Source organism: Lactobacillus kullabergensis, from assembly GCF_000967195.1.
Lineage (GTDB): Bacteria > Bacillota > Bacilli > Lactobacillales > Lactobacillaceae > Lactobacillus > Lactobacillus kullabergensis.
Genome location: NZ_KQ033871.1, coordinates 1,044,467 through 1,057,089 on the forward strand (window position 1 = coordinate 1,044,467; position 12,623 = coordinate 1,057,089).

At 35.8% G+C, this 12,623-nt stretch carries 10 protein-coding genes; all 10 read right to left on the bottom strand.

All coding sequences use genetic code 11. The features are described from left to right. Nucleotides 1-8: 8 nt before the first annotated feature. The 10 genes from JF76_RS05430 to JF76_RS05475 all read right to left on the bottom strand — a co-directional run bounded on the left by JF76_RS05430 (nucleotide 9) and on the right by JF76_RS05475 (nucleotide 12,599). Nucleotides 9-803, bottom strand: coding sequence for an alpha/beta fold hydrolase (locus JF76_RS05430; protein WP_045928150.1), 795 nt, complete (start codon nucleotides 801-803; stop codon nucleotides 9-11). Next, a complete protein-coding gene (locus tag JF76_RS05435) occupies nucleotides 804-2,270 on the bottom strand; it encodes a DASS family sodium-coupled anion symporter (protein WP_045928151.1) in 1,467 nt (488 codons plus the stop codon). It lies immediately after the preceding gene. Nucleotides 2,271-2,275: 5 nt separating this feature from the next. Further along, complete coding sequence (locus JF76_RS05440; protein ID WP_045928152.1) at nucleotides 2,276-2,986, bottom strand: RraA family protein; 711 nt, start codon at nucleotides 2,984-2,986, stop codon at nucleotides 2,276-2,278. A gap of 20 nt (nucleotides 2,987-3,006) precedes the next feature. After that, nucleotides 3,007-3,936: an L-lactate dehydrogenase gene (locus JF76_RS05445; RefSeq protein WP_045928153.1), complete on the bottom strand. Its 930-nt coding sequence runs from the start codon at nucleotides 3,934-3,936 to the stop codon at nucleotides 3,007-3,009. A gap of 181 nt (nucleotides 3,937-4,117) precedes the next feature. Beyond that, nucleotides 4,118-5,515: a flavocytochrome c gene (locus JF76_RS05450; protein WP_045928154.1), complete on the bottom strand. Its 1,398-nt coding sequence runs from the start codon at nucleotides 5,513-5,515 to the stop codon at nucleotides 4,118-4,120. 31 nt (nucleotides 5,516-5,546) lie between these two features. Next, on the bottom strand, nucleotides 5,547-6,950 hold the full coding sequence (locus JF76_RS05455; protein WP_045928155.1) for a class II fumarate hydratase: 1,404 nt from the start codon (nucleotides 6,948-6,950) through the stop codon (nucleotides 5,547-5,549). A 183-nt stretch (nucleotides 6,951-7,133) separates the two neighbouring features. After that, nucleotides 7,134-9,167 carry a copper-translocating P-type ATPase gene (locus tag JF76_RS05460; RefSeq protein ID WP_045928944.1) on the bottom strand — a complete coding sequence of 678 codons (2,034 nt, stop codon included), beginning with the start codon at nucleotides 9,165-9,167 and terminating at the stop codon, nucleotides 7,134-7,136. 120 nt (nucleotides 9,168-9,287) lie between these two features. After that, the gene (gene brnQ, locus JF76_RS05465) at nucleotides 9,288-10,661 is read right to left on the bottom strand and encodes a branched-chain amino acid transport system II carrier protein (protein ID WP_045928156.1); all 1,374 of its coding nucleotides are present in this window, start codon (nucleotides 10,659-10,661) and stop codon (nucleotides 9,288-9,290) included. 807 nt (nucleotides 10,662-11,468) lie between these two features. Continuing rightward, a complete protein-coding gene (locus tag JF76_RS10220) occupies nucleotides 11,469-11,645 on the bottom strand; it encodes a hypothetical protein (RefSeq protein WP_156962759.1) in 177 nt (58 codons plus the stop codon). A 57-nt stretch (nucleotides 11,646-11,702) separates the two neighbouring features. Then, on the bottom strand, nucleotides 11,703-12,599 hold the full coding sequence (locus tag JF76_RS05475) for a LysR family transcriptional regulator (protein WP_045928157.1): 897 nt from the start codon (nucleotides 12,597-12,599) through the stop codon (nucleotides 11,703-11,705). Nucleotides 12,600-12,623 lie beyond the last annotated feature (24 nt).

A 12,623-nucleotide genomic window follows, 5' to 3' on the forward strand; every position in this document is an offset into this window, starting at 1 on the left:
ACTTTGAGTTAAATATTTTTTAAGAAGTTCATAACTTCTTTATGCATGCTAGAAGGCTGCTCAGCCTGAATTAAGTGTCCACAATCTTTAATAACTTTTGCGCTAATTATTTCATTTAACTTTTCCATGGCAAAAGCGAAGTGATAGTCAAAAAAGGGAGAATTCTGTCCTGCTAAAACCAGCATTGGGATTTTTAAATCAGTTAAAACATCACGCCAATCCTGCTCAGCATGATCTATACGACAAAGATAATTTTCTTCAGCATTATATGGATGTTTTTGGGCTTCTATTTTGGCCTCTTTAAACATCTCATCATTGATATGAGCATAAATGCCATTGCCAAGATCTGCCTTTAAATAATCCGGGTAATTCTGCCAAGTTAAATCTTTAAAACCGTACTCCCAAGAGCTATCTCGAATCATCTTGGGAGGTTGATCCAAATCAATAATTGCATGTAGCCTGTCATAGCCAAATAATGAAACATAAGCCCAAATATTTGCTGCACCCATTGAATTTCCAATAGCGATAATATCTTTCAAATTTAACTTGGTAATCAGTTCCTTTAAATCAGCCGCATGACGACTGATACGCTGGCCTTTATACGTTCTTTGTGAACGTCCCTGGTTACGCGGATCTATTACGATAAAACGATAATCAGCTGCAAAAAGTTTGGCAACTTCTTCCCATAATATTGCGGTGCTTCCTATACCGGGAATTGCCAATACAGGTTGTTTGCCTTTTTCAGTATCATAATATGCTATTCGTATACCATCATTAGTGATAAAACTCTTCTCATTAAGCATTTACCAGATTCCGATAACTTTCATCCATAAAGTTCCAATTACTCCAAAAATCAGCAAATAGATAATTCCCAAAATAAAGTTGTATTTCCACCATTCACCTTGTTTAATGTAACCTGTAGTAGCTAAAATTGAAGCTGGGCCGTTGGCATAGTGAGTAGTTGAAGCGTTGAAAGCTCCTGTAAATGCAAGCAGCATTGCAGAAAGTCCCAAAGGAGCACCAGTAGCTACTGCCACTGACAAGAATGGTAAATATAAGGCAGTCATATGAGCGGTTCCACTAGCAAAGAAGTAGTGGGTATAAAACATTAATATTACCAAAACCGCTAATACTACTTGCCAGCTGATGCCGTGAAGACTTGTTTGAATAGTCTTTGAGAACCAGTCAATAAAGCCAAATGAAATAAGTTTACTTGCCATAAAAACTAAAATTGACAGCCAAATTAGAATATTCCAGGCTCCAGTTTGGTTTAAAGCATCTTTCATAGTTAAAACACCAGTTAGCAACAGCAAGCCAACTGCTAGAAAGGCAACAAAAGTTGAATCTAATTGTGGAATATCAAAAATGCCAGATAAAACCCATAAGATTATGGCAAGCAAAAATACCATTGACATAATCTTTTCAGGTTTTGTAACTGGTCCCATCTCCTTGAGATGATCAGTGGCCCATTTTTCAGCATTAGGAGTTTCTTTTATCTCAGGTGGGAAAATTTTATAAATCACAAGTGGAATGACAATAGTTGCAACAAGAACAGGAACTACTGCGGCTGAAAACCAACTAATCCATGTCATGTTATAATTTTTCTGATCTGCCATTTGTGAAGCAACCATATTTGGTGCCGCGCCGGTAATAAAAAGGGCAGTTGAAAGAATATTGGCATGAAAAGCCATAAAACTGAGATAGGCACCAATTTTCTTTCTGGAAGGGTCATTAGGGTAAGAATCATAATCTTTAGATATTGATTCGGTCACGGGCCAAACGACTCCTCCAGTTCTGGCACTGTTTGATGGAATCAAAGCTCCTAAAATTAATTCCAATCCAGTAATGGCATAGCCGATGCCAATGGATTTCTTGCCGAAACGTTTAATCATCCAATAAGCTATACGATTGCCCAGTCCAGTTTTACTAATACCATATGCCATGATGAAAGCCATAGCAATTAGCCAAGAAGCTGAATTGCTAAAGGCACTGAGGATTCCAGTTGTTACTTTGCCTGTTTTAGGATCTGCAATGTCCTTGATTGGGGCTAAACCAACTAAAACCGTTACTATAAGTCCGATTAAAGTGGTGCCGCCTATTGGCAAAGGTTTAGTGATACACCCAACAATAGTTGCTACGAAAATAGCAAACATTTCCCAAGCTGGAGCGGATAAACCTGCAGGACGCAAAGGCGTGATGCACCAAAGTATAACACCAACAGCTAGGGGTAAGATAAATCCCTTGTAATTAACTTTTTCAAGTGTTTTCATTTTAATTACCTGTAATTTTCCGGGCGATAAATATCGTCGATAATTTCATAATTTTTATTCTTCAGTTCTTCATCAAGCCAATTTATATTTCCTGTGCCATCATGAAAACTTGCCGCTTTGGCATCATCTTTTTTGTGAAAATTCTGGACGGCTGGAAGCAATTCACTTGCTTCTTCTAAAGCAATCTTAATAACACCATCGGCATCGCCTAAAATTACGTCACCAGGATTAACACTTACATTCCCACAAGAAATTGGGACATTTATTTCTCCCGGACCCTCTTTATATGGTCCGTCAGGTGTTGTACTAACTGCGTATATGGGCAAGTCCCAATTACGCAAACTATCAATGTCACGTATTGGTCCGTCAACTACGACTCCAGCAACATGTCTTTGGTCGCGCAGCCAGGTCATCATCACTTCGCCAATAACAGCCCTTGTATTGTCATTTTCATTATCAATGACAACGATATCGCCTTCATGACAATATTTTAACGCTGCATAAATAGTCAAATTATCACCTGGACGGTTATGAACTGTAAAAGCTGGTCCACACATTTCCTCATGAGGCTTGGACATAAGCTTAATTCTTGGTGCCATTGCACCTGTTCTATTCATACAATCAGCCACGTTTGATGAGGGCAACTTTCTGTACGCAGCAATTACTTCTTTTTGCGGAAGGTTTCTTTTTAAAAAAATCCTTTTTCCAACCTGCATTCGTCATGCCTTCTTTTTGGTTAATCTAAAGCAATATTATCTAGTACTTCCTGCATTTTGGAAGCTGAGTTTAGCATCTTAGCTTTTTCAGTTTCAGAAAGCTCAGTCTCAAGCACCTGACTAATTCCTGCACCATTTACGACAGCTGGAGTTCCTAGATAAAGCTCATTTTTAATTCCATATTCACCCTTAATTGGTGCTGATAAAGGCAAGGCGATTGATCGATTAGTTAATATTGCAGTAACAATTTGAGTTAACATCATCGCAATGCCATAAAATGTAGCACCTTTATTTTCAATTATTTTTCCTCCCTTTTTACGAACACCTGATTCTACTTGATCCAGCACAGAGTTGTCAATACCGGCAAAATCTTTAAGTGGCTTGCCACTAACTGTTGACTCATCAAAGTTTTCAAAAGAAGTATCACCATGCTCTCCTAAAACCATAGAATTAACTTCAGCAACAGGAACATGTAATCTTCGTGCTAAATCTACCTTTAAACGTGCTGAATCAAGGGAAGTACCTGTTCCAATAACCTTATTTTTAGGGAAGCCGGATAATTTCTGGGTCAGCGTTGTTAAAATATCAACTGGATTAGCAGAAACAAGGAAAATGCCATTAAAGCCTGATTCAACTACAGGTTGAATTATGCTTTTTAAGATATTAACGTTTTTATTAACTAGATCCAAACGACTTTCTCCCGGCTTGCGCGGAACACCAGCGGTGATCACAACAACATCAGCGTCTTTTGCATCAGAGTATTCTCCCGAATGAATATTACATTCTCCTGTAAAAGGCAATATATCTTCTAAATCCATTGAATCACCCAGTGGACGTTTTTTTACCACATCGCAAATAACCAGCTCGTCAACTCTAGTATGTTGCAATAAATCGTTGGCAAAAGTTGAGCCTACTGCTCCATCACCAACTAATAAAACCTTTTTATTCATAACGTCATTTCCTTTCAATTTTTAAAAATGTAATCCTTTACATTTATAATTATAAAATTACTTTTTAATTTTTTCAATATTTAAAATAAATAATTAAAATTTTAATTTTTAAAAATATAAAATGATTTCCATCTTTTAAATAATATAAAAAATGCTTAGAATTTCTAAGCATTTTAAATATTTATTTATATTGTCTAGTAAACTCTGCCATTTGTATCCCGGCCTGTCTGCCAAATATTACAGTTTCAGCGATTGAGTTTCCTCCAATTCTATTATTGCCATGCAAACCTCCTGAAACTTCACCTGCGGCATAGAGTCCTGAAATAATATTTCCGTCTGAATCCAAAACTTCAGTTTTTGGAGTTATATGAATTCCACCCATAGTGTAATGAATAGCCGGATTAATATGAATAGCAAAGAAAGGACCTTGCTCAATAGTGCGATCCATTCCAGTAGTTCGCTGATATTCACTATCATTTTTGTTCTTCACAGCTCCATTCCATTTTGAAATTGTTTTCTTTAGATTATTATTGTTAACACCAATGTTTTCTGCTAATTCCTCAATGGAAGAACCTTGATTGACTAATCCTACATGATCATAAAATTCAACAGCGGTGAAATTATTACGGATCGTTTGATCAAACAGAAGATACGCTCCATCCTCATTTAACTTAGTAATTGCATCAGAAACAATTTTCCGTGTGTTGAGTTCATTAACAAATCTTTGACCAGATTTGTTAACTAAAATTGCACCTTCGCCACGTAAACCTTCACCTATTAAATAGACGTGATCAGTATCTGTTTGGGCTGTAGGATGTACCTGAATAAATTCCATTTGCTCTAATTGAGCATCAATTTTGGCTGCTAATTTGAGTCCATCACCTGTAGCTCCAGGTTGATTAGTTGTTTTATAATTTGCGAGATCTGGACGATATTTTTGTATTAAATCTTTTGAAGAACCAAAGCCGCCTGAGGCTAGTAAAATTGCTGTAGCTTGAACCTTTTTGACTCCTGAATCAGTTTCAACTTCAATTCCTACAACTTTTTTCCGCTTATCTTGTAATAAACTAATTACTCGAGAATTATTAAAAATAGGAATATTTTTTTCTTGAATTTGCTTCAAAGCCCCTGTAACCAAATAATTGCCAACGGGTGCCATTGAGGCAGGTCGATGAGCCCTTTTTTTACTCATACCACCTGTTATTGTTAGATTTGTAAGCTCAATCCCATGGTTCATCAGCCAATCAATTGCTACTGCAGAGTGGTCAACAAAATATCTTAAAAGTTCACGGTCATTTAATTTGCCTCCACCCTTTAAGGTTTCCTGATAAAAATCTTCTTTATTATCTATAATCCCTTCATTAAGTTGAACCAAACTTTCAGAAGCATTCATTCCAGATGATGCTCTATTGGTATTTCCACCAAGGTCGGCATTTTTTTCAAAAACAGCAATATTGAGTCCGAGTTCTTTTGCCTGAATTGCTGCTGTTAAACCAGCTCCACCGGCTCCAACGATCACAGCATCATAGCGGTCTTTAATTTCTGCACTGCCGTTAGGCGTAAAAACAAATTTACCCATTTATTTTTCTCCTCTAAAAACATTAAAATAGTTATTTCTCAGGATTAGTTTGAGATACATTGGTCATCTCCATGTAATCCATCCACTTATCATATTCTTCTTCTGTTAATTTGCCACTATCTAAAGCTGCTTCCTTAAGTGTTGTACCTTCCTTATCTGCAGTTTGGGCAATTTTCGCAGCTGCATGATAACCAATGTGTGGTGACAGAGCTGTAACAGTCATCAAAGAACTTTCAAGCAAGTCATCCATCTTTTCTGCATTAACTGTTAAGCCTGCTATCATTTTATCAGCAAACTCTGTAATAGTACCAGTTAAAATGTCACAAGAATCAAGAAAAGCTGTAATCATTACTGTTTTATAGACGTTCATTTCAAAATTTCCTTGTGAACAGGCAAAAGTAATTGTGGTATCGTTACCAAAAACTTTTGCAGCTGCCATGGTCACGGCTTCAGCTTGCGTGGGATTAACTTTACCCGGCATAATTGAAGATCCGGGTTCATTAGCTGGTATATTAAGCTCATGGTAGCCGGCTCTTGGGCCAGAAGCTAAGAATCTAATATCCTGTGCTATCTTAAACATATCAGCAGCTAAAGTTTTCAATGCACCATGAACAACATCAATTCCAGAATGATGAGCTAAGCCCCAAAACTTATTGTTATTAACGTTAAATTCATGCCCGTAAACTTGGGACAATTTACCGGCAATTTTTTCAGTCATTCCAGGCGCGGCGTTAAGTCCAGTGCCAACAGCGGTCCCTCCTATTGCTAATTCAAACAATGTTGGTTTAAGTTCTTGAATATAATTCAAATCATGCTTTAAGGCAGAAATATAGCCTGAAACTTCTTGACCAAAAGTAATTGGTGTAGCATCTTGCAGGTGAGTACGACCCACTTTAACGGTTTTCCAATACTTATTCTGTTTTACTATCAGTTCATCAATTAAATGCTGCACAGCCGGCTCGAGTTTATCCAGGGCTTCAACGGCCACAATATTCATTGCTGTAGGGTAAGTATCATTAGACGATTGTCCTCTATTAACATCATCATTAGGTAAAATATGCAAATGTGGATGCAACTTGTTGGCTAGATTTGCGACAACTTCATTGACATTCATATTGCTTTGAGTTCCAGACCCAGTTTGCAATACATGTAATGGAAAGTCCTTGCGTAGTTCATGGTCATCTAATTTAAGTAAGTAATCAACTGCGTCCTCAATTGCTTGCCCTTTATCCTCAGGCTCATCTCCAACTTCTACATTTGATTCAGCAGCAGCTTTTTTTAAATGCAAAAATGCCCGAATAATTGCAAGAGGCATTAATTCACCACTGGGGAAGTTATTGCGACTGCGTTCAGTTTGTGGTCCCCACAAAGCTTCTTTCGGTATTTTGACAGGACCAATAGTATCACTCTCAACACGATATTCATTTTCGCTCATGTTCAGTCTCCTTATTTAATGCTGACATTCTTCTGATAATAAATTTTATATTACTCTTTCACTCATGATACAGGTTTTTTGAGCTTTTTTCAATATTTATAAATAAAAGGGCTATCATTTTAAAAATTAAAAATTTATTTAAAAATACAAAAAGCACTCCCAAAGAGTGCTTAATTCTGATTGTTATATTTTTAATGTTTCTGCATTAATAGCTACTATTACCGTTGATAAAGACATCAGAATTGCTCCAACAGCTGGAGATAACAAAATTCCCCAAGGAGCTAATACCCCAGCAGCTAAAGGCAATGCAATTATATTGTAGCCGGCTCCCCACCACAAATTTTGAACGGTTTTTCTTTGAGTATGCTGGGCGAGATTCAAAAAACTAATAATGTCAAGTGGCTCACTATTAACCAAAATAACATCGGCAGAATCTACAGCAACATCTGTTCCCGCACCGATTGCAACTCCAATATCGGCTTTTGCTAAGCTAGGAGCATCATTTATGCCATCTCCGACCATCATTACTTTGTTACCTTTTTCTTGCAACTCTGCAACGATTTTCTGTTTGTCAGCCGGCATTAAACCTGAATGTACTTCGGAAATGTTGAGTTTTTGGGCAATATTTTGCGCAACTTTTTCATTGTCTCCTGTAAGCATTACCGGAGTGATATTAAGATCTTTAATTTGCTTAATTAAAGAAGCAGCGTTCTTTTTAATTTCATCACCAACAGCAACATATCCTAAAAGATCATTTCCTTCTACTAAATAACTTGAAGTGTAGTTTAAAGCATCTATTTTGGGAAAATGGTTAACTAGCTTTCTAGCAGCTTTTTCGTTCATCAGCTGAAATTCCTTGCCATTTAAAGTACCAGAGACCCCTTTACCATCTAAAGTCTTACTATTTGCTAATGAATAAAGTTTCATATTTTTTTCTTTAGCAAATTGTAAAATGCTTTGAGCAATCGGGTGATTAGAATCCTGCTCAAGGGAAGCAATAAGTCTAATTACTTCATCAGCACTATAGTTTTTAGCCAAACTATCATATTTTCGTACTTGAAATTTTCCTTCAGTTAAAGTTCCAGTTTTGTCTAAAAGCAAATAATTAATTTTTGAACTAACACTGATGACATTGCGATTTTTAATTAATAAACCATTTTTGGCACCAATTGAGGTACTCTTTGCATTTACCAGTGGAATAGCAAGTCCCAAAGCATGGGGACAGGCAATAACTAAAACGGTTACCATTCGCTCTAGACCACCAGCTATACCACGTAAACTTGTCCAAACCAAAAAAGCAATAATACCAAAAGTTAGCGCTGCATAAAACAACCAACTGGAAACCCGATCTGCCAAATTTTGTAGTTTGGACTTATTCATCTGAGATGACTGAACTAGTTTATTGACACTGGCTAAAAAGCCGGAATTAGCAGATTTAGCAACCTTAATTGTTAATGTTCCAGAACCGTTAATTGATCCCCCAATAACCTTATCGTTTTTTTGCCGCGTTACTTCGCGTGATTCACCAGTAACCAAAGATTCGTTTACTTGACTAGAACCATTCAGAATAACCCCATCAAGAGGAATACTTTCTCCTGCTTTGACTAAAATTACTGCATCTTTTTGGACATCATTTATTGCCATATCCATAGTTTGACCATCATGTTGTACGTGGACCTTATCAGGTAAAAGCTTAGCTAAATCATGCACAGAACTATTGGCATTCATCACTGAATTCATCTCAATCCAGTGGCCTAAAAGCATAATCAAAATTAAAGTAGCCAGTTCCCAGAAGAAGTCCATTACATGAACTTTACTGTTTAACAAATCATTTTTCACAAAAGCATAAATACTATAAATATAAGCAGTAGTAATTCCTAAAGAAATAAGAGTCATCATTTCAGGCTTTTTGTCTTTTATCTCGTAAAAAGCGCCTGATAAGAAGGGTTCCCCACCATAAAAGTAAAGGATCGTTGCAAAAATAACTACTACCCAGTCAGAACCAGTGAAAGAAAATTGGAAAGGTAAATGGACGCCCATTGCAGGCGACAAAAAGATAATCGGCAATGATAATAAAACTGAAACCCAGAATTTTTTCTTTAAGTTCCCCATGTGCATCATGTGGCCACCATGCATCATCATATCATGATCATCCATTTTCATTGATGAGTGATTATTCATCGCATGATTCATATTTTCACTATGGTTCATATTCATACTATTCAAAATATTCCGCCCCATTCTATAAATCACCAAAATTGTTCTTTTCTTTAATCTACTTTTATAAACAGGTGATGTCAAAATATCGGCTTAATTATTTGAACTATATTTACACAGCTAGTTAATTTTTGCTTTTTTATAAAAATGAATAATAAATCCAATTGCTAATCCGATTACAGCAGGAATTACCCAATCCATACCAATATCTGCGAATGGCAAAAAGCGTGATTGTATTGATCTTAACTGCAATGCCCAAGGTTTTTGACTAATTACGGCAGGAAAAGAAGCTACCATATCTAAAATTGCTGGAATGAATGTAAAAACTATTCCCCAAAAGTAAACAATTGGATCGCGATCAAACAGTGAACTAGAAATTGACAGAATAATTAGTACCATTGCAATAGGATATAAAAACATTAGCATTGGAGTTGACCAGGCAATAATTGTATCTAAGCCGAAATTGGCTGTGATGAAAGAAACAATAGTCATAATTGTCAACCAGCCATGATAGCTGATTTTACTAAAACTACGGTGAAAGTCTTGCGCAAAAGCAGCTATTAAACCGACAGCAGTAGTTAAACAAGTTAGTGTAACCAGTGTAGCAAGTAAAGCATGGCCAAAATTTCCGAGATAATAAGTAACTATTTGGTTAAAAACAGTGCCACCTTCAGCAGAGATTTTAAAACGATTTAAAGTTGTCGCACCTACCCAAATTAACCCAATATAAATAACACCAATTGCACTTGTAGCGATCACACCTGCTCTAGCTGTAACTTTGGCATTGCTTTTAGCAGAAGTTTTTCCCAGCTGTCTTACCGCCGAAACAATTGTATAACCAAAAGCTAATCCGGCCAGAGCATCCATTGTGTTATAGCCTTCTAAAAAACCATTGAAGAAAGGAGCACTTTGATACGCTGCTGTGACATTTTGACTTTTTGCAGCACCCATTGGTGAAATGGCGGCCAACAAAAAAATCGAAAATAACAACAGCAAAAATAATGGATTTAGGATTTTTCCTATACTAGTCAATATCGTAGACTGTTTATAAGAAATAATAAAAGCCAAAATGAAAAATATTGCAGAGAATATCAGGAGTGCTGGCTTTGCGGCAGATTTCGGCAAAACTGGTTGCAAACCCACTGAAAATGAAATGCTTGCCGTACGCGGGGTGGCAAATAATGGCCCCAGAGTCAAATGGATTAAAACCATAAATACTAGAGCAAAAATGTTACCCAGTGGCCTGCCAATATCATAAACTCCTTTGGCATGACTTGCGCTAATAGCTAAAACGGCTAGTAAAGGTAAAAGCACTGCCGTTACCAAAAAGCCAAAAGTAGCTATTCCCCAATTTGCTCCTGAAAGCTGACCTAAATGAATCGGAAAAATCAAGTTGCCTGCACCAAAAAACAGCCCAAACAACAATGACGCTACTACCAAATATTGCTTCCATGTTAAAGGTTTTGTATTAACATCTTGCTCAATTTCTTCCATTACAATTCCTCCTAAACAGAATTACAGACTAAACAGAATTACAGATAAATTTAATAAGGATAAAGGGTTGGCTAGATTATTTTGGGTAATAAAAAAGCACCCTTGATTTTAAATCAAGGGTGCTTTAGCACGGTACCACCTATATTACTGCACTATAAATCAAAAAATGACAAATAGCATAGTCACTTCACGTACGGCAAAAATGCGATACGCTAACACGTTAATGGGTGTACCCAATAATAGCTACTAAAATTCACCATATAGCTCAAAGTTACTTTCAGCTTGCCGTCACGGTCCGTTCTCAGCAACAGGACTCTCTTAAACGCTACTTGTAAGCTTACTTATCTTTTCTTCGCTTTATCAATATTAATGATATTCTAATCAATGCCTTATTTTCTGTCAACTAAAATTTTGAAAAATTAGTGAAATTGGCAAAAAATTGATTATTTTTGGACTTATACCCTTTTAAGTATGTTTTCTTTTAAAAAAGGGTCAACTAGCACAATTACAAGCCTAAATATTTCTTGAATAATAAAGCTTAAAGTAATATCAAAATATAAGAGAAACTTTAGCCCTACATTTTCAAATGAAACTACTAAAAAATTTCCAGTGACAGAAACGCTACATACAAATTTATATTTGCTAGGATTTGCGTAAAAAATCAAAAAGTTTTTATTAAAAATAATAAGATTTTAAATAGGATTAGTACTTCTGTGTTCGATATAGGAACATTGACGTTAGGGTTAACCATGCAATAATAGAATTTAGTGATGAAGAAATTTTATTATATTTTTAGTCAGCATGATTCTACTTTTGCTTAACATGTTTAACTCTCAGAGCAACTAAACCATGTTCGCGGACTAGCTCCACCCAGCTCCTGATAGCCGTGTAATCAATGCCATATTCTTTGCCTAAGCCAGCCATTTGGCGTGCTAGATACTTACTAACAACTTCAATTTTCAAAGCAGTCGAATATTTAGTCATAAAAAAGGTGCTCCTAATAGTCAGATTATTGTCTAACTATTATGGAGCACTTCATCATTATTTGAATTTCAAATAATTTTTGCTTAACCAGTTTGCAAAACGTTTGGTACTTGTTGTTACACCATAGTCTAACATTGCAATCCCATATTTAGGCCTAATAGAATAATTTAAAGGTACACTCGTAATTGTTTTATCCTGGTATGCATTAACAAAGTCCGCCCAAATTCCTACTCCAAGCCCAGCTTTTACCATTAAACTAGAACTTAATATGTTGTTGGCATAAGCCACATTAACATCCTTATTCACGGACACGATATATTTTTGCAAAATATTTTGTGATGGTGGACACCATTCACTATCAGAGAAAACCAACCTAAATTTATTTAGCTCAGAAATTTTAAAAATATTATGTTTAATCCCTGAGGAATTATAGAAATTTACACAATAATGACCTTCCACTAAATTAATATATTTTACGTTTTCCATTTTTGATATGATATCTGGCATCGTAAAAATAATATCACAGTCCCCGTTAAGCAATCTATCTTTTAATTCATTATGCGCAAAATTTTCTAAAAAAATATAAAGTGAATCATTACCTATGTTTCTGTTGTATTCCTCAATTAATTTCGGTAATATAGAAATTTCATAAGGCGTTCCACTATAACCTATTGTTAGATTATTCCTTTTTCTAATAGCAGCCGATTTTGCTTTTTGAACCGACTTATCATAAACATTTAATAATGGCTTGATAGAATGATAAAATTCCCTTCCACTTTCAGTCAGATGCACTTCTTTTCTAGTCCTTTTAAATAAGAAAAAATTAAGCTCATTTTCCATTGAAGAAATAATTTGCGAAACAGCTGATTGTGATAAATTCATTTCTATAGCCGTCCTGGAAAAATTTAAAGTTTCTGCCAAATTTACAAATACTTTTAAATGTTCAAAGTTCATTTCTATTCCTTTCTTAATAAGTAA

Bases quoted from the DNA above. Each gene is read 5' to 3' on its own strand.
- JF76_RS05430 (WP_045928150.1), bottom strand. From the start codon at position 803: ATGCTTAATGAGAAGAGTTTTATCACTAATGATGGTATACGAATAGCA.
- JF76_RS05435 (WP_045928151.1), bottom strand. From the start codon at position 2,270: ATGAAAACACTTGAAAAAGTTAATTACAAGGGATTTATCTTACCCCTA.
- JF76_RS05440 (WP_045928152.1), bottom strand. From the start codon at position 2,986: ATGCAGGTTGGAAAAAGGATTTTTTTAAAAAGAAACCTTCCGCAAAAA.
- JF76_RS05445 (WP_045928153.1), bottom strand. From the start codon at position 3,936: ATGAATAAAAAGGTTTTATTAGTTGGTGATGGAGCAGTAGGCTCAACT.
- JF76_RS05450 (WP_045928154.1), bottom strand. From the start codon at position 5,515: ATGGGTAAATTTGTTTTTACGCCTAACGGCAGTGCAGAAATTAAAGAC.
- JF76_RS05455 (WP_045928155.1), bottom strand. From the start codon at position 6,950: ATGAGCGAAAATGAATATCGTGTTGAGAGTGATACTATTGGTCCTGTC.
- JF76_RS05460 (WP_045928944.1), bottom strand. From the start codon at position 9,167: ATGAATATGAACCATAGTGAAAATATGAATCATGCGATGAATAATCAC.
- brnQ (WP_045928156.1), bottom strand. From the start codon at position 10,661: ATGGAAGAAATTGAGCAAGATGTTAATACAAAACCTTTAACATGGAAG.
- JF76_RS10220 (WP_156962759.1), bottom strand. From the start codon at position 11,645: ATGACTAAATATTCGACTGCTTTGAAAATTGAAGTTGTTAGTAAGTAT.
- JF76_RS05475 (WP_045928157.1), bottom strand. From the start codon at position 12,599: ATGAACTTTGAACATTTAAAAGTATTTGTAAATTTGGCAGAAACTTTA.